Origin of the sequence: Aestuariimicrobium sp. G57 (assembly GCF_050110855.1) — a bacterium.
GTDB lineage: Bacteria > Actinomycetota > Actinomycetes > Propionibacteriales > Propionibacteriaceae > Aestuariimicrobium.
Window position 1 is genome coordinate 76,277 of record NZ_JBNINW010000008.1, and the last position, 15,831, is coordinate 92,107.

At 69.2% G+C, this 15,831-nt stretch carries 25 protein-coding genes; 2 read left to right on the forward strand and 23 right to left on the reverse strand.

All coding sequences use genetic code 11. The features are described from left to right. Positions 1 to 85 precede the first annotated feature (85 nt). A complete protein-coding gene (locus ACQCX5_RS14350) occupies positions 86 to 886 on the forward strand; it encodes a tyrosine-type recombinase/integrase (protein ID WP_434542722.1) in 801 nt (266 codons plus the stop codon). Here the strand turns inward: ACQCX5_RS14350 and ACQCX5_RS14355 are convergent. From ACQCX5_RS14355 to ACQCX5_RS14465, 23 genes are all read right to left on the reverse strand, one after another. Continuing rightward, positions 883 to 1,068, reverse strand: a complete 186-nt coding sequence (locus ACQCX5_RS14355) for a hypothetical protein (protein WP_434542723.1) — start codon at positions 1,066 to 1,068, stop codon at positions 883 to 885. The two genes, ACQCX5_RS14350 and ACQCX5_RS14355, sit on opposite strands and share 4 nt — an antisense overlap. Next, positions 1,065 to 1,793 (reverse strand): hypothetical protein, encoded by a 729-nt coding sequence (locus ACQCX5_RS14360; RefSeq protein WP_434542724.1) that lies wholly within the window; start codon positions 1,791 to 1,793, stop codon positions 1,065 to 1,067. The genes ACQCX5_RS14355 and ACQCX5_RS14360 overlap by 4 nt, the downstream gene beginning before the upstream one ends. Beyond that, complete coding sequence (locus ACQCX5_RS14365; RefSeq protein ID WP_434542725.1) at positions 1,790 to 2,239, reverse strand: hypothetical protein; 450 nt, start codon at positions 2,237 to 2,239, stop codon at positions 1,790 to 1,792. Before ACQCX5_RS14365 ends, ACQCX5_RS14360 begins: the two co-directional genes overlap by 4 nt. Continuing rightward, on the reverse strand, positions 2,236 to 2,595 hold the full coding sequence (locus ACQCX5_RS14370) for a hypothetical protein (RefSeq protein ID WP_434542726.1): 360 nt from the start codon (positions 2,593 to 2,595) through the stop codon (positions 2,236 to 2,238). Before ACQCX5_RS14370 ends, ACQCX5_RS14365 begins: the two co-directional genes overlap by 4 nt. An 18-nt stretch (positions 2,596 to 2,613) precedes the next feature. Then, positions 2,614 to 3,819: a hypothetical protein gene (locus tag ACQCX5_RS14375; RefSeq protein ID WP_434542727.1), complete on the reverse strand. Its 1,206-nt coding sequence runs from the start codon at positions 3,817 to 3,819 to the stop codon at positions 2,614 to 2,616. Next, a complete protein-coding gene (locus tag ACQCX5_RS14380) occupies positions 3,820 to 5,721 on the reverse strand; it encodes a hypothetical protein (protein WP_434542728.1) in 1,902 nt (633 codons plus the stop codon). A 136-nt stretch (positions 5,722 to 5,857) separates the two neighbouring features. After that, complete coding sequence (locus tag ACQCX5_RS14385; RefSeq protein ID WP_434542729.1) at positions 5,858 to 6,160, reverse strand: hypothetical protein; 303 nt, start codon at positions 6,158 to 6,160, stop codon at positions 5,858 to 5,860. A 13-nt stretch (positions 6,161 to 6,173) separates the two neighbouring features. After that, positions 6,174 to 6,539 (reverse strand): HK97 gp10 family phage protein, encoded by a 366-nt coding sequence (locus ACQCX5_RS14390; protein WP_434542730.1) that lies wholly within the window; start codon positions 6,537 to 6,539, stop codon positions 6,174 to 6,176. Positions 6,540 to 6,554: 15 nt separating this feature from the next. Beyond that, positions 6,555 to 7,010 (reverse strand): hypothetical protein, encoded by a 456-nt coding sequence (locus ACQCX5_RS14395; RefSeq protein ID WP_434542731.1) that lies wholly within the window; start codon positions 7,008 to 7,010, stop codon positions 6,555 to 6,557. Positions 7,011 to 7,026: 16 nt separating this feature from the next. Beyond that, on the reverse strand, positions 7,027 to 7,395 hold the full coding sequence (locus ACQCX5_RS14400; protein WP_434542732.1) for a hypothetical protein: 369 nt from the start codon (positions 7,393 to 7,395) through the stop codon (positions 7,027 to 7,029). After that, entirely contained in the window at positions 7,395 to 7,703 is a 309-nt protein-coding gene (locus ACQCX5_RS14405; protein ID WP_434542733.1) for a hypothetical protein, read from the reverse strand. Before ACQCX5_RS14405 ends, ACQCX5_RS14400 begins: the two co-directional genes overlap by 1 nt. An 80-nt stretch (positions 7,704 to 7,783) precedes the next feature. Further along, positions 7,784 to 9,427, reverse strand: coding sequence for an HK97 family phage prohead protease (locus tag ACQCX5_RS14410; RefSeq protein ID WP_434542734.1), 1,644 nt, complete (start codon positions 9,425 to 9,427; stop codon positions 7,784 to 7,786). Then, a complete protein-coding gene (locus tag ACQCX5_RS14415) occupies positions 9,424 to 10,557 on the reverse strand; it encodes a phage portal protein (RefSeq protein WP_434542735.1) in 1,134 nt (377 codons plus the stop codon). Before ACQCX5_RS14415 ends, ACQCX5_RS14410 begins: the two co-directional genes overlap by 4 nt. A 54-nt stretch (positions 10,558 to 10,611) precedes the next feature. After that, positions 10,612 to 12,066, reverse strand: coding sequence for a terminase large subunit domain-containing protein (locus tag ACQCX5_RS14420; RefSeq protein WP_434542751.1), 1,455 nt, complete (start codon positions 12,064 to 12,066; stop codon positions 10,612 to 10,614). Further along, complete coding sequence (locus ACQCX5_RS14425; protein WP_434542736.1) at positions 12,066 to 12,326, reverse strand: hypothetical protein; 261 nt, start codon at positions 12,324 to 12,326, stop codon at positions 12,066 to 12,068. The genes ACQCX5_RS14420 and ACQCX5_RS14425 overlap by 1 nt, the downstream gene beginning before the upstream one ends. A 38-nt stretch (positions 12,327 to 12,364) precedes the next feature. Beyond that, entirely contained in the window at positions 12,365 to 12,760 is a 396-nt protein-coding gene (locus ACQCX5_RS14430; RefSeq protein WP_434542737.1) for an HNH endonuclease, read from the reverse strand. After that, complete coding sequence (locus ACQCX5_RS14435; protein WP_434542738.1) at positions 12,753 to 12,923, reverse strand: helix-turn-helix domain-containing protein; 171 nt, start codon at positions 12,921 to 12,923, stop codon at positions 12,753 to 12,755. Before ACQCX5_RS14435 ends, ACQCX5_RS14430 begins: the two co-directional genes overlap by 8 nt. Positions 12,924 to 13,220: 297 nt before the next feature. Further along, complete coding sequence (locus ACQCX5_RS14440; RefSeq protein ID WP_434542739.1) at positions 13,221 to 13,607, reverse strand: hypothetical protein; 387 nt, start codon at positions 13,605 to 13,607, stop codon at positions 13,221 to 13,223. After that, on the reverse strand, positions 13,607 to 13,837 hold the full coding sequence (locus ACQCX5_RS14445; RefSeq protein ID WP_434542740.1) for a WhiB family transcriptional regulator: 231 nt from the start codon (positions 13,835 to 13,837) through the stop codon (positions 13,607 to 13,609). Before ACQCX5_RS14445 ends, ACQCX5_RS14440 begins: the two co-directional genes overlap by 1 nt. Next, on the reverse strand, positions 13,834 to 14,409 hold the full coding sequence (locus tag ACQCX5_RS14450; RefSeq protein WP_434542741.1) for a hypothetical protein: 576 nt from the start codon (positions 14,407 to 14,409) through the stop codon (positions 13,834 to 13,836). Before ACQCX5_RS14450 ends, ACQCX5_RS14445 begins: the two co-directional genes overlap by 4 nt. A 63-nt stretch (positions 14,410 to 14,472) precedes the next feature. Next, the gene (locus ACQCX5_RS14455; protein WP_434542742.1) at positions 14,473 to 14,733 is read right to left on the reverse strand and encodes a hypothetical protein; all 261 of its coding nucleotides are present in this window, start codon (positions 14,731 to 14,733) and stop codon (positions 14,473 to 14,475) included. After that, positions 14,730 to 15,116 (reverse strand): hypothetical protein, encoded by a 387-nt coding sequence (locus ACQCX5_RS14460; RefSeq protein WP_434542743.1) that lies wholly within the window; start codon positions 15,114 to 15,116, stop codon positions 14,730 to 14,732. Before ACQCX5_RS14460 ends, ACQCX5_RS14455 begins: the two co-directional genes overlap by 4 nt. Then, the gene (locus ACQCX5_RS14465) at positions 15,113 to 15,487 is read right to left on the reverse strand and encodes a helix-turn-helix transcriptional regulator (protein ID WP_434542744.1); all 375 of its coding nucleotides are present in this window, start codon (positions 15,485 to 15,487) and stop codon (positions 15,113 to 15,115) included. The genes ACQCX5_RS14460 and ACQCX5_RS14465 overlap by 4 nt, the downstream gene beginning before the upstream one ends. Positions 15,488 to 15,581: 94 nt before the next feature. Between ACQCX5_RS14465 and ACQCX5_RS14470 the strand changes: the two genes are divergently transcribed. Continuing rightward, on the forward strand, positions 15,582 to 15,831 hold a 250-nt coding region (locus tag ACQCX5_RS14470), incomplete at its 3' end, for a helix-turn-helix domain-containing protein (RefSeq protein WP_434542745.1).

Here is a 15,831-nt window from a genome sequence, read left to right on the forward strand (position 1 = left end):
AGGGGCCTTCTTCAGTACGCCGCCCGGGACTCGAACCCGGAACCCGCTGGTTTAGTTGCTGCCTGAGTTCGGCAGGATGGCGGCCATGCACTGGAATCCCCTTATAGAGCAATGGTTGGCCGCGCTGCGTGCCGCCGGCCGGCCACCCTCAACGCTCGAGTTGCGCAGACACCAACTCGGGCGTTTCGCCCGTGACCACCGCGCCGGGCCGGCGAGCGTAACCGCTGACGACGTCGCCGAATGGGTCGGGCGTGAGTCGTGGGCGTTGGAGACGCGCCGGAGCCATCGCGCGGCGTTGTCGACGTTCTACGGCTGGGCGGTGCGCACGGGGCGTCTCGAGCATGACCCGACGGCCGGGCTGTTGCCGGCGATGCCTGCCCATCACCTGCCGAGGCCGGCGGCTGAGGACGTCGTCGCCGACGCTCTGGCGACGACACGCGATGAACGGGTGAGGATGATGGTGGCCTTGGCCGCCCACGCCGGCCTACGCCGCGCCGAGGTCGCCGCGGCGCGGCGTGAGGACATGGTTGAGGGTATGGGCGGCTGGGTGCTGCGGGTCCATGGCAAGGGCGGCCGGTGGCGGCTGGTGCCGCTGCCGGGGTGGCTGGCCGATGTCATCCGGCGCCGGCCGCCGGGGTGGTTGTTCCCCGGCAACGACGCCGGCCACCTCTCGCCGGCCTGGACAGGGCGACTGATGGGTCGGGTATTGCCGGCGGGGGTCACCCCGCACCAACTGCGCCACCGGTACGCCTCGAGGGTGTACGCGGGTAGCCGTGACCTACTGGCGACCCAACAGTTGCTCGGCCACGCGAGGCCGGAGACGACCCGCGGCTATGTGGCGCTGAGCGACGAGTCGCTACGGGCCGCGGCCAACCACGCGGCCTAGCTCGAGGCCGGCGGCGGGGTGACGTTGGCGTCGGCGACGCCGAACAGCGCCGAGGCGAGCAACAGCCACGCCGCGCCCTCGTTGCCGTTGAGGACGCCGTAGACCGCGGCGACGCCGAGGCCGGCGCCGGTGACGCGGTAGGCCCACCGGCGGACGGCCGGGGTGAGGTACTTGTTGCTCATGCGTTGCTCCTGGTCTGCTTGGCTGCCTCGAGGGTGCCCTTGAGGATCGTGATGGGGTCGTCGCCGCGGCCGTCGCCGACCACGTCGCCGAACGTGCCACCCTGCCACGCGGCGCGGGCGATGGCGGCCTTGCCCTTGGGGCTGTTGACGTAGGCGTCGACGGCCTCGGTGATGAGTGCCTTGAGTTGGGTGGGGGTCATGGTGTCCAGCTCCTTGATGTGGATGGTGTCGGGGTCGGCGGCCACCTCGAGGGTGGCGAGTTGGGCATTGAGCCACGCGAGGCCGGCGCGCCATGTGCGGATGGTCGCCGGCCGGGTGCGGTCCCGGTCGAGGGCGTTGTTGGCGAGGCCGTTGCGGCCGGCCTTCCATGCGGCCACCTGGGCGGCGGCGCTGGGGTCGAGGTGCGGGCACCCGATGAGCACGAGGTGGGTGTGGGGCGGCATTCCGTCGCGGGCGTCGCGCTCGAACGCTGCTGCGCCGGCCTCCTCGAGCAGGTCGTCAATGGCGCCCCCGCGCTGGGCGATGTCGAGGACGCCACCCCCGTCGTGGGTGGCGGCCGAGGCCGCGACGCCACTGTCGGAGTAACAGCCCTGGGTGACGTCGAGCTTGCGGTGCACGAGGCCGCGGGCCACCGCGGCGCGTTGGACGGCCGGCCACCACGCCGCGAGGCAGGAACAGCCGACGAACTGCCACCCGTCGAGGTCGGTGATGAGTTGTGCGGTCATGGGGTGGTTCCTTTCCTGAACGGCCACCGGCCAGGCCGGCGGTTGACGGCCTGCCATAGGCGGGCGTGTTCCTGACCCTCGCGTCGGCGGTCGTCGGCGTCGACCTGGGCGAGGACGCCGATGTCGCCGCGGATGGTGCCGACGTCGGCGACGAGGCCAGCGACCTCGGCGCGCAATGCGCTCACGTCCTGGCCGAGGTTGCCGAGGATGGTCGTCTGAGAGGTGGCGTGCGCCTCGGTGCGGTTGATGGCGTCGCGGGTGCTCGAGCCGTGGTTGGGGCTGAGTTCGTCGCGGACTTGGTCAAGCTGGCGGCCGAGGGCGCCGACGTTGGTGGCGAGCCGGCGGGATTCGGCCTCGGCCTTTTTGAGGCTGACGAGGCCGGCGGCGAGGGCGCCGATGATGATGGCGATGCCGCCGGCGAGGGCGCTGATGAGTTCGGGGGTCACGAGGTGGCGCTCGTCTGGGTCATCTGGATCGCCAACACCTGGACGACGACGGTGGTGGTTCCGGTGGCGGGGATGGCGGCGCGAATCATGCCGGCGGTGGTCGAGGTCGACCACCCGCGCACGGTGGCCGAGACGTCGCCGGCGCTGCCGAGCAACGTGGCGAAGACGAGAGGGTTGGCGGTGAACCGGCCGGCCGGGAACGTGATGGCGACGTCGACATAGCGCGAGGCGCTGATGGTGGCGTTGAGCGTCTGGGCGTGGGCCGCGGCGATGAGGTGCGGCGCGGTCCATGGGTTGAGTTCGTTGTTGACGTCGCTGGCGCTGAGGACTTGGCCGACAGTGAAAGTCTTGGGCATGGGGGTGGGCGCCTTTCCTTAGAGAGGGTTGCGGAGCTGGTAGGTACTGCGGACCTCGAGGCCGCGGCGAGGGTGCGGAGTGATGACGTGGTCGATGCCGACGACCTGCCGGTCGCGGGTGAGGCCGCGGTGGACGACTCGGAGGGTGTCGCCGGGGTTGACGATGTTGAGGTGTGCGTCGGTGACGGTGATGGCGGTGATGTCCTGGGTGAGTTGGCCGGCGTTGAGGATGCGGTCGGCCAATGCCGCGACGTCGTCGGGGCTGTTGAGGGCGGTGACGGCTTCGCCGCGGCGCGGCCCGAACGTGGCCGCGCTGGTCTCGTTGCGGGTGGTCGTGGTGGTGGTGGGGTCGTCGTTGGGGTCGCCGGTGCGTGGCCGTCGGTTGGTGATGGTGACCTCGTTGAGGATGGCGGTGGTGTCCCAGTCGAGGACGGCGCCCACCATGGCCGTCGAGGTAGCCGAGGTGCCGGTCTCGCGGCCGTCGTCGGTGTAGGTGATCCACGGCTCGTCGGCCTTGGGTTTGAAGCTGACCGAGCCGCCGCCAAGGCCGGCGAGGCGGTAGCTGGGGAACCACCGGGCGCCGAGGGAGTTGGCGATGAGGTCGAGGTGGTCGGCCGGGGTGAGGGCGCTGCCGTAGTCGGCGAGGTTGGGGTAGATACCGGAGGGCATGAACCGCGCGACCTCGCCGGCGGCGTCGACGACGTCGTTGACGAGGTCGCGGTAGAACCATGGGCCATGTGCCGGCGTGCGGTAGGCGGGCAACTGCTGGAGCTGCTTGACGACGTCGGCCGCGGTGATGGTGACCCAGTAGTCGGCGCTCACCTTGTCATGGCTCACGCGAACGTTCTCGACGCGGCCATGGAACACGTTCCAACTGTTGCCGTCGGTGATCTTGATGGTGGCGCCGGGGCGGATGTCGGGATAGCGGGTGGGTAGCGCGTCGTTCTTGAGGGTGATGGTGGCGGTGCCCGGCCGGGTGGCCTGGGTGAGGCCGGCGCCGACGTGGCCGACGCTGACGGTGATGTTGGTGATGGAGCCGTCGAAGTCCCACCACTGCGGCAGTGGTTCGGGCATGTTGTAGAGGGCGGCGTAGTCCAACCGCGATTGGTCGAGGACGAACGCGTTGGGGTCGTTCCACAACAGGTCTGCGGCGGAGTCGAGGCCGGACTTGTCGAGGGTGAAATAGGCGCCGGGGGCGCGGCCGAGGATGGAAACGGTGAGCATCTAGACCGCCAACAGCTTTTGGCCGGTGAGCCGTTCAAACTCGCGGATGAGGTCGACGATGGCCCGGCCGATGCTGGCAGGGTCGGCCGAGGGTGGAACGTTGACATTGAACGTGACCGGCGCGGCAAGGCTGCGGGCGCCGACAGTGGCGACGCCGAGGCGAGCGGTGATGCTGGCGTCGGTGCCGGCGATGAGGCCGGTGACCTGGTCGAGGGTGCGCAACAGGCCCGGCACGCCGGACAGGATGCCGCGGTTGAGACCCCACATGATGGCGACGCCCTCGTCGGTGAGTAGCTTGCGGTCGGCCTCGATGGGACCCTTGTTGTCTTTGATCCACTTTCCCATGCCGCCGACGGTGGCCTTGACGTCTTCCCACTTGGCGAGGATGCCGCGCCACAGTGAGCCGATGATCTCTGAGCCGATGGCCCACAGGTCGACCTTGAGGCCGGCGCGGGCCAGCGCGGGGAACCCGCGCACGACGCCGAGGGCGCGGTCTATGCCGGCCGACACTGCGCTACGTAGGGCGCCGAACGCGGCCGAGGCGGCGCCGCTGAGTTGGTTGCCGAGGCCGTTGAGGCCGGCGCGGGCGCGTCCTGGTAGGCCGGCGACGTGGCTGACGGCGTCGCTGACACCTCGGGAGACGGCGCCGGTGAACGCGGTGAACGCGGCCACCGCGGCGCCGGCGATGAGCCGGCCGAGGGCGGCGAGGGCGCCGAGGGCGCGGTCGGGCAGGCCGCGGAAGAATCCGACCACGGCGTCGATGGCGTTTCCGGTCGAGCGCTTGACGGCCTCCCATACCTCGGCGGTCTTGGCCTTGACCTTGTCCCAGTTCTTGACGAGGTAGACGATGCCGGCGACGAGTGCGGCGATGCCGACGATGATGAGGCCGATGGGGTTGGCGGTCATGGCTGCGTTCCAGAGCCACTGGACGGCCGTGACGACGCCGACGGCCGCGGCGAGGACGCCGATGGTGATGGCGAACGCCTTGACGACCTCGGGGTTGTCGCGCATGAACCCGATGACCGCGGCGAGGGCGGCCTTGACCGGCTCGAGGTGGCGGTTGATCTGGCCGAAGCGTTCGCCGAGGGTGTCGACGGCGCCGGGCAGTCGGGTGGCGAACCACTCGGCGACGGCCTGGATGGTGGGCATGGCGGCCTTGAGGCCGTTCTCAACGACGCCGTCGATGGCGGCCTTGACGCGGTGCATTGCGCCCCCGAACGTGGCGCCGGCGGCCGCGGCCGAGCCGCCGAACTCTTTGTTGAGTTCGGCGAGGATGACCTTTTGAGCGCCGGCGGTGTCGCCGGCTTCTTGCATGGCCTTGATCTGCGCCTTTTGCTGGTCGGTGAACGTGACGCCTACCTTGCCCAGCGCGCCGACGCCCTTGATGGGGTCGTTGAGTGCCTTGCCGAGCTGCATGGCCGCGGCCTTGGGGTCGCTGCCCATGGCGGTAGCCATGTCGGCCATGATCTGGGTGGTTTGGTTGAAGATGTCGTTGCCGGCGCCGGCCTCGTTCTTGATGTTGGTGAACGTCAACAGCAGGTTGGAGCCGTTGTGAATTGCCTCGGCGTCGAGTTTTGACTTGGCCTCGATGGCGTCAGAGAGGTCGCGGATGCCCTGGACGCTGACGCCGGCGGCGTTGCCGGTCGACGTGAGCGCGGCGGTGGTCTGGGCCGCTAGCCCTTGTTGCTCGTTGATGGCGCCCCACGCGTCGCCGACGGCGCCCTTGATGATCTGGGCGGCGCCGGTGAACGCGTCGGCGGCGAGGGCACCCTTGAACACTGAGGCACCCGATGCCGCGGTCTGCTGCAAGGCGCCGAGGTTCTTGTTGACGTCGCTGATGCCGGCGGTGGCCTTCTTGACCTCGGCGACGACGTCGAGGGTGATGGTGCTGCCCTTAGCCACGGCCGGCCTCCTGATCTGGTTCTAGCGCTTGTGTAGGTCGTTGTAGACGCGTAGCCACACCTCAATTTCCTCGAGGCTCATGGCGTCATAGATGGCCGGCGATTGGCCGGTGATGAGACACCACCGGGCGCGCCGCTCAACCCATCGGCGGTCCACTTTTGTCGGCCTCGGCCTCGGCCTCGGCGTCGGCCTCGTCGTCGTCCTGGCCGCCGGCGGTGTGCTGGGTGACGTAGGCCGCGAGGTCGGGGAGTGGCATCGCCTCGAACGTCTCATAGGCGTCGCGGCCGTTGTTGGCCTGCCGGTGGACCTCGTTGGCGGCGATGATGAGGCCGACGATGGGGTCGTTGTCGATGTTCTCGAAGTCGACGCCGTAGCGCTGCTGGACCATGCGCCACCGCAACGCGGGGATCTGCTTGATGAGGTGTGCCACTGATGCCATGGGTGGAGCCTTTCTAGATGAGGTCGAGACGTTTGGCGATGTCGGCGAGGCCGTCGTTGACGACCTCGGCGACCTGGGCGCGGCGTGCGCTGCCGGCACGCTCGAGCCACAGTGAGCCGCGGAATGAGCCGCGGCCGTAGTTGTTGGCGCCGGCGTAGGGCACCCGCGCCGAGCCGGCGCGGACGGTGGCCTTGTTCTTGCCCTTGCCGGTGCGGATACTGCCTTGGAGTCGGCCACTGCGGACGGTGACGAGGCGCTTGGCCTCGCCGACGACGATGTCGCCGGCACGGCTCATAACGTCCTTGAGGTCACCTACCTCGGCGCCGAACTTCTCGAGGTTGCGCACGGTGGCGCGCAATCCCTCAACCCGGACAGTCATGGTCTGGGCCCCCGCTTAGAGCGCGGTCTTGAACTCGGCGTCGCTGGTGCCCTTGAACTCAAGCTCGATGTCGGCGCCGACAGGGTCGGTGCCGGCCTCGTTGCTGATGCCGGGCTTGCCGGGCAGGGTGGCGCGAAGCACCCGATGCGGCTGGGTGGTCGACGGGGTGGCGTTCCCCCACGGGCCGAGGACGATCTCAACCTCGCCGGCGTTCTCGGCGCAGAACTTGTAGAGGCTGCCCTCGTCGTAGCTGACGATGGTGGTGACCTTGAGGGTCCAGTCCTTGCCGACACCGGCCGCGGCCTCGTAGAACGTGAGGTCGTCGCCGGCCTTGTCGGCGGGGGTGAGGTCGTAGCTCTTGAGGTCGTCGGCGTAGCTGCCGGCGGCGCCGGCGGCGCCGGTGGCCTCGTTGACGAGGGCGATGGTGAAGATGGGGTTGCGGTTGCCGCGCAACCGGGACGAGGTTGCCATGGGTCAAGGCCTTCCTTTAGAGGGTGATGGTGGCGGTGATGGGGATGGTGACAACAGGCGCCTCGGCGTCGTTGATGGTGGCCCGCCATGGCGCCGACACATGGGCGATGGCCCAACGGTCGGGCAGGTAGGCGAGGATGGCGACCGCGGCGCCGGCGAGGGCGTCGATGATGACGTCGTTGGTGCCGATGCCGGCCACCAATTGCGCCTCGTAGTTGGCCTGCCATGTGCCGAACGTGTCGCCTGGGGTGAGCCATGGGTCGGCCGAGGCGAGGATGACCACCGGCGGCGCCACCCGCGCCGGTACGTGGTCGACCACGCGCCACCCGGTGACCTCGCCGAGGTCGGCGGCGAGGGCGGCGGCGAGGTCGCTGATGACGCCCACTAGAACGCCCCCACGTAGCGCCGGATGATCGGCCACGACTGGGCGAGCGGGTCACGCGGGGCGCGCACGGCCTGCCCAGTACCGAACTCGGCGAACTGCGAGGCACCCGATGGGCTGTCTCGACGTCGGTAAATCTCGTGGGCGACCTCGTGGGTCACCTGATCGAGGACGTCGGCGGGGATGGGGCGCCACGGCGTGGCGAGGACGTCGTTGAGGATGGCCTGAGCCTCGGCGAGCGCGGGGGCTACGTGCGGGTCGCCGGGGGTGGTGCCGATGTAGGTGGCGAGCGTTTCGGCGGTGACGGCCATGGGGGTGGGCGCTCCTGGTGAGTGGTGGGCGGTGGGGTGCCGGCGGCCCGCGGGTGTGTCACGCGGGCCGCCGGGGTCGGTCAGGCCGCGGTGATCTTGACCTTGACGACGGCCTTGGGGTCGTCGGTGGTGACGGACTGGTAGCCGTAGAGGCTGAATCCCTTGGTGAGGTTGGCGATGTCCTCGTTGGCGAGGTTCCACGGGCCGTCCTCGAGGCTGGTGATGGCGTCGGTGGAGACGATGAACCCGTTGAGGCCGGTGATGGTGGGGTCGACCACGACGGGCAGGCCCGCGACGTTGCCGGTGAGGGTGCGGACGTTGACGTTGCCGATGCTGTTGACCCCGTCGCCGTTGGTGACGAACATGGGCCGGCCGGTGGTGTCGGTGACTGCGGCCATGAGCTTGTAGTGGTGGAGTCCCATGATGAACACCTCGGCGGACTTGCCGAGGCTGTTGGTGTCGATGAGGCCGGCGGCGTCGGTGACCGCCTCGGTCCATGCCTTGCCCTCGGCGACGGTGGCGCTGATGTCGGCGCCGGTCTGGGCGCCGGTGATGTTGACGAGGGCGTCGCGGACCTTCTTGTTGGAGTGGCGGCCGTAGAAAATCTTCTGAGCCTGCAACACCTTGTTCAGGTAGGCGACATCCGAGCGCTCGATGGCCTGGAACGACAAAACGGCGTGGTTGCCGATGGTGGCGACCGGCGCGGTCTTGGTGGCGACCTTGAGGGTCACGAGGCCGAGCGCGTCACCCTCGGCGGCCTGGTCGCCGGTGGCGTCGGTGGTGGCCGAGAGTTCGGGGTAGCTGATGCTGTTGCCGGCCTTGGGCAACGGTTCACGGTTGAACAGGTTGACCAACGGCCGGCCCTTGTCGACAAGGGCGATGTCGCGGTTGATCCACCCCGGCCGGGTGCCGGTGTCGGCGAGGACGCCGTCGGTCATGGCCCGGTCCGACGCCTCGGCCGCGGCGTGGTAGGCGGCCTGGACGGCCTTGAGGTCGTCCATGGTGGTGCTGCGGTCGGCGAGGCCCTTGACGAGGGCGCCGAGGGAGGTGAACCGGATGGCCGGCGTAGTCGAGCCGGCGCCGGCGGCGCGGGATTCGATGAGGGACAGCCGCCGGGCGAGGTCGTCGCGGTCGGCCTCGAGCGACGCGGCGCGCTCGGCGAGTTCGGGGGTGGTGGTCATGGTGTCGTGCTCCTGGGGCTCGGTGGTTGGGGCGGTGGTCGGGGTCGGTGGGGTGGTCGCGGCGCGCACCTCGGAAATGCCGGCGGCCTCGTAGGCCGGGAACCCGACGATGCTGACCTCCTTGGGTGCCACCTTGAGGTGAGTGATGCTGCCGTCGTCCTCGAGGCGCATTTCTTCGGGCAGGAACGAAATCGACAACTTGTCGAGGACGCCGTCACGCAACAGGACCGCGACGTCGCGGCCGGTGGTGGTGTCGGAGAGGTCGACGTCAATTTCGGCGCCCTCGGTGCGGTTGCGCTGGGCGGTGATGCGGCCGACGGGCAGGGCTTGGCGCTGGTGGTTGTAGTAGATGGCGAGGCCGACGAGGGCGCCGTCGGGCACGGCGCCGGCCGCGAACCGCTCGGCGAGGCCGGCGTCGGTGGCGTCGACGTTGTAGGGCACCGCTAGGCCGGTGAACGCACGGCCGGTCGGGGCGTCGGCGATGCCGGCGCGGTCGGTGAATACCACGCCCAACGTGGTCGTCCTGGCCGTGGTGCTGGTCACTGTGGAACCTCCTCGAGGGCGCGGCGGGGCGCCGGGCCGTGGTAGCCGAGGCTCGGGCGGGCCTCGGCGGGGGTGATGATGCCGGCGGTGACGAGGCTGGTGGCGATGGTGGCCGCGGTGCCGGAGTCGGGGCGCAACCACGCGCCGAGGTTGAACTTGGCGCGCTGGCCGTGGGGGAGCTGGTCGGTGAGGGCGTCCTCGATCTCGCCGAGGTAGGCCATGAGGGTCGTGCGGGCGAACTGGGCGTCGACTTGCTCGAGGTTGGCGTAGGTCATGCTGGACCCCTCCACCGCGGCGAGCAGGTAGGGCGCCGGCACGCCGAACATGCGCGCCACGTCAGTCGTGGAGAACTGCTGAGACTCGAGGAACTGGGCGTCGGCCGGTGACAACAGGGTCGGGGCGTAGTCGAGGCCGAGGCCGAGGACCGCGATGTCGCGGTTGGCCTGGGTCTGGTGCCACCGCTCGCGGTAGAGGTCGGCGTCGGCCGCGGTGAGCCGCTGGTCGGTCTTGAGGACGCCGGTGGGTACGCCGGCGCTGTTGAACCACCCGTCGGCGTAGGCGCGGAGGTCGAGAGTGCCGGTGAGCGCCTGCCGGCACGCCTGGACCGGGCCGAGGCCGAGGACGTGGCCGGGCATTTCCAACAGGCGGAGGTGTACGACCTCGGCGTCGCTGAGGGTATGGATGGCGCCGCGGTTGTTGTAGTAGTGCCACCACCGCCGGCCACGGTCGTCGTGGGTGTGGTAGATGGCGAGCGGGTCCAACACCTCGAGGTTGATGGTCGAGCCGTCGGCGTTGAGGATGCGGCGCCAATAGGCGTTGCCGGTGCCGGCCATGCCCACGACAGTCCGCTTGATGAACCGGCCGAGCGACTTGTAGGCGTCGGGCCGGCGCGCCAACGACGGGGTCGGGCTGATGACCTGGCCGGCGCGGTAGACGTCGAGGTCGAGTTGAGCGCATGAGGTGGCGATGACGCTGATGGCGCGATAGACGGCCGGGATAGTGACGGCCCGGTCGAGGGTGAGCGCGGCCGAGGATCGCGTCGGGATGGCAGGGGTGGTCGACGTCGAGGGCGCCGGCTCGGTCGGTGTTTCCGACCGGTCGTTGAATCCCAACCACTGCATGAATCCCATGAGGCAATACTCGGCCCGCCCCGCTCATTTTTCAGTGTTCGCCCTTGTCAGGCACTAGAACAGTTGCGTTTCCGGGTCGGGGCGCACCTCGGCAACGTGCAAGCCGGCCACGGTAGCGAGGACCGCGTCGGCGTCATGGCTGCCGGCGACCACGCGCCATCCACCATTGAGGGTGTGCTTGCGTTTCGCGTGCGGCATTTGGTCGGTGAGCAGGGCGTCGCCGGCGTGGCTGACGCGCCGGCCGGCGATGGCGGCGAACGCGCCGGCCGAGGCCTGGGCCATTTCCGATTGCGAGAGCATCCACACCTCTAGGCCGGCGTCGCGTAGTTCCTTGCCGACGGTGGACAGGGTCGCGGCCTCGAGCGTGAACGCGGCGTTGGGGAACCGCTCGGCGAGGTGGCGGCCGAGGCTGACGAGGTCGGCGCGGCGTGCCCTGGCGATGCTGGCGATGACCTCAGTGGAGAGGATGCCGTCGCGCATAGTCTGCGCGGTGACGCTGGCGTGTTCCCATGCCGGCGTCCGGGCGAACGCGAACACGATGCGGCCGTCGGCGAGCGCGGCGTCGGGTACGCCACCGGTGGCGGTGGCGCGCCACTTGTCCGAGGGCAACCATGCCGTCGCGGACTTGACGAAGCGGTTGAACGTGAACCGCATGACGTCGACCTCGGGCTTTTTGGCCTCGTCGGCCTGCACTCGTTCCACCGGGATACGGCCACAGGCGACCGCGGGGTTGGCGGCCTTGATGTCGTCGGGGTTGTCGAGGCTGGCGCCCTCGGGCGCCTCCCACAGGAAGAACCCGAACCGCTCGTCGCCGGCGGGTTCTTCGACCGCGGCGAGGCCGTCCTTGTAGAGACGCTTCAGTAGGACGCTGGCCTCGTCGCCGGCGGTGGTGATGCCGAGGACCAACGCCTCGGCCATCGAGCGTTGGCCGGTGACGATGGAATCCCACATGATCGGGCGCATGATGTGCAGCTCGTCGGCAATGGCGAGGCTGACCGGCTCACCCTGGACGCCCTCGTCGCTGGCCGGCTTGACTTGGTACTCGCCGGCGCCGTCGCGGCGCTTGATGCCACGGGTACCGGAGGTCTTGAGGCGTGCCTTGAGCGGTGGGGCGTGGTCGATGGCGTACTTGACGCGGCCATAGACGATGTTGGCCTTGTCGACGGTGGTGGCGATGCCGAGGACGTTGGGACCCTTGCAGTGCTGCAACAGGCCATAGAGCGCGAACGCTGAGCCGATGAGCGACTTGCCGTTCTGCCGGCCGAGGGAGATGACGACCTGACGGTAGCGGAGCCGGCCGCGCAACTCGGCGACGGGCCAGTCGAGCGGGTAGCGCTCGAGGACGTGGTTGAACAGTTCGCGCTGCCACTGGTCGAGGGTGATGAGGCCATCCTCGGCGGTGCGGTAGTGGCGCTCCACCAACTGCGCCAACCGCGGCCCGTCGGAGAGGAAACGCTCGGTGAGCGGGGCGGTGTAGGAGGTTGGCGACCATGGCCGGCCGTCGAGCATCACATCACCTCGACAGGACCGAACAGGCCGTCGTTATCGAGGCCGTCGGCCGGCTCGGGCTGGCCGGCCCCTGGTTTCATGGCGGTCAACTGCTGCAAGGTGAGCCGGTAGGTCGAGCCGGTGGCGGCCTTGATCTGTCCCGACGCGGCCATTTCCTTGTCGAGGGTGTGGGCGAGGTAGTCGAGTTGCTGCAACAGCGGCGCGTGGTCGTCGGTGAGCCATGATTGATTGGCGCGGCGCCATTTGTTGGTGGCGCTCACTTGGGTCTGCCTGCGGGGCATTGGTCGATCCTTTCGGATTAGAACAGGATGGGAACGTTTTCGGAGTGATCCGGCACAATGCCGAATGTTTCGGCCTCGTTTTGTGAAAATGTCGGCCGGAGGTGGGGTGATCCGTTGTCCCTCAAAAAACCGAGGCCGTCGGGGAACCACCGGCGCGAGTACCACGTCAGTCGAAACTTGGTTCGGGCGCCCTTGGTGGAGTTGCATGAACGGCACAGGGTGACGCACTGGTCGATGTCGTGGCCGAGGTCCCCGGCCCAATCGTCTTCGGTGAACAGGTCGACGGGCTTGACGTGGTCGACGGTGAGGTCGTCGGTGGCGCCACAGGCGACGCATTGGTAGCCGTCGCGTTGCATCACTGCCGGCGTGGTGACCTCGTAGAACCGCCGGTCGCGGATGGTGTTCTTAGCCACGGTCGAACCACCGCCGGATGGTGGCCGGGGAGACGCCGAGGGTGCGGGCGGCCCGGTCGACAGACCACCCCCGGTCGATGAGGATACGGGCGTCGGTGATGAGTGAGGCCCGGACAAGCTGCGCCCTGGTCACAGTCTCGAGCCGCGCCCTCGTCGCTGCCATCCCTTTCAGCACCCCCGCTCGAGGTGAGCCGGCGACGTGGCTGACGTGCCGCCGGGGACGACCCGCTCGGCCGCGAGTGACTTGCCGTTCTGCCGGCCGAGGGACCGATGCCGCGTGGGTTTTGCACAGGCCGGCGCGGGCGCTGGTGAGGTTCCCACAGTCTCGGCCTGGGTCCTGCTCTCTGTCCTAGTCATGGTTCCTATCTGGTTCCTATCCTCATGGGGGTCACTAGGTGACCTATTTGGGGGTCAATCTCGTCACGTTTTGGGGGTCAATCTCGTCACGTTTTGGGGGTCACTAGCTGACCCCCACGCGCCGGAGAGGCACCACGTTTTCCACAGGCTCGGCCGGGCCGGCGTCGTCGGTGACGAGCATGGGTTGGCCGGTGCTGATGCGGTAGGTGGCGCGCATGAACCGGCCCTCGGCCTCGCCGATGCGGGTGATGGCGCCGGCCTTGATGAGGGCTGCGACGGCCCGCTTGACGGCCTGCCGGCCGAGGTCGTCGTCGGCGCCGGTGAGGGCCACGGACAGGTAGCCGTGACCGCCGTAGTAGCGGCCGGCCTCGAGGTCACCCTTGGCGGTGTCGAGGGCGGTGAGGGACATGGCGACGAGGACGAGCCGGTCGCGGTTGCCGAGGTGCGACCACGTCGCCGACATGGCCGCGGCGACCAACCGGGCGCCCATTAGGTGCCCTCGGTCGTGAGTGGCCGGCTGCGCAGGACCACGCCGCCCATGACGACGTCGGTGGCGCCGGTGGCGCGGGCATAGTCGAGGCACTGGACGGCCACCGGGCACCACGCGCACATGCCCAACTGGTCGGCGACCCTGGCCTCGAGGAAGTCGGCGCGGCCGTCGCGGCCGTCGAGGCCGAGGCAGGCGGCGCCGGCCATCCATGCCGTCGATGGTCGGGTCACCTCGGGCACCCCCGCTCGAGCAGGGCGCCCCATTGGTCAGCCATCGCCGCGGCTATGCCGGCGTAGCTCGTGCTACGGAGCTTCCACCTGTCAGGGCTCGGGCTGGCGTAATGAATCCGTGAGCGTTGTGCTACTGGTGTTGCGTCGAACGCCGCCTTGACATTGTCCGTTTCGGCGAGCGGTGGCAACCCGCGGAGCCAATAGGCAGTTCGCTTGGTCTCAAGGTGGCCGAACTGCCACGGTTGGACCGTTTGATGAGGTCGGCCCATGCCGTGACGCTCGACCGCGTATCGGTGTTGAACTGGGTTTTCGACACACAGTCGGGGCGTCTTGAAGTCCCACATGAGTCGGAAGAAATCGGCGCCGTCGAGCATCTTCGCCCACCGCGTCGGGTCGGTGTGCAACCATCGGACGCCACTGTTGGCCAAGTAGGTGCAGGGCGGGTGCGCTATGACGAGGTCCCACGGCCGGCCGTGGCGCTCGATCCACTCAGCGACCTCGGCCGGGTAGAGCGCGGTAGCGGCCTCGAGGTGCAACAGGTCGCTATGGCGTGCGGCGAAATAGGCGTCCATGAAATGCCGATGCCGGCGCCGGCGGTCAGCTTCCTTCGGGGTAATTGTCCTGGGCATTCCTTATCACCACTGCCCTAGTGATGACTGCGCCGGCTCGGGTGGTTTGCTGAATGCACTGGGCCGGCCGAACAGGAAATGCCGCTCGGTGGGGTCGATGACCTTGTCGGTCAGGTTCACGAGGGCGCGGGCGCATTCGATGATGTCGGCGGTGGTGATGGTGGCGCCGCCGGCCGCTAGGCCGGTCCACCCCTTGTTGATGGCCTCGGCGAGCTTGTCGACGGCCGCGACGGTGCCGTCGAGGTCGGCCTTGGGGCGGGCGTTCACCTGACCAACCAATCGGCGAGGGTTTTGACGACGCGGTTGGCGCAAACGACGACGTCGGCATAGGTGGCGTTGCCGTGGTCGCGCTGGGTGACGACGTCCTCGAGTTGGCCGATGGTCCTGGCGGCCGGCGTGCCGGCCGGCTGGTGCCGGGCGTGGCTGGCCTCGGTGGCAGGGTTGCCGGCGCCGTGCATGACTGCTTGCCGGACGACCTCGAGGCAGGCCAGAACGACGCCACGGGTAAGGCGCTTGTCGAGGTCGGCCGCGGCCTCGCCCGGGTAGGCGACGCCGGCGGCGTAGTCCTCGAGGGATTCACGCAACAGCACGAGGGCGCCGTGGTTGGTGCTGACGCCGGCGATGGCCGGCCATGGGCGGGTGGTGGTCACTGGTCGGCCTTTCGGGCGTCGGGGCAGGGTGAGGGGTGTTCGGGGTCAGTGCTGCCGCACTGCTGGCACTGCCACCCGTTGGCGATGCGGATGCACGGCCGGCACCTCGGCGCGTGCCGGAGGTACCACTTGGCGGTGGAGGTGCACGCGCGGCCACAGGTGGAGCAGTTGTAGGGGTGGCGCGCGCGGCCGAGGGTGCCGGCGGCCTTGAGGCCGTTGACGACCTCGGGGTCGAACAGGCGTGGCCCGGTGCGGCCGGGGAACTTGTCGGCCGTGGGGAGCGTGCCGGTGGCGGCCCACTTGTTGACGGTGGCTCGGGTCACGCCGAGGCGTTCCGCGGCCTGGGCCGCGGTGAGTAAGGGGTTGTTCATGCGGCGAACGTTACGCTTTTGCGCAATCTTGCGCAATCGCGGAAGCGGCCGGCGTGTCTAGGTCGTGGAACCGTAACGGCGTAAGCTTGCGCCCATGAGTGAGCAACGGTCATATGTGGGCATGGTGCCGGTGTGGACCCTCGCCGACAGAATGCGCAAGGCCCGCGAGGTGACGGGTCTAGACCAACAGGCGTTCTCGGAAGAATTGGGCGTCTCGCGGTCGACGGTGAGCAACGCGGAGCGGGGCAAGGTGCAACCGTCGCGGCTGCTGGTGGCGGCCTGGGCGATGCGCTCGGGTGTGCCGCTGGTGTGGCTCGAAACAGGCTCGGGGGGGGGGGGGGGGG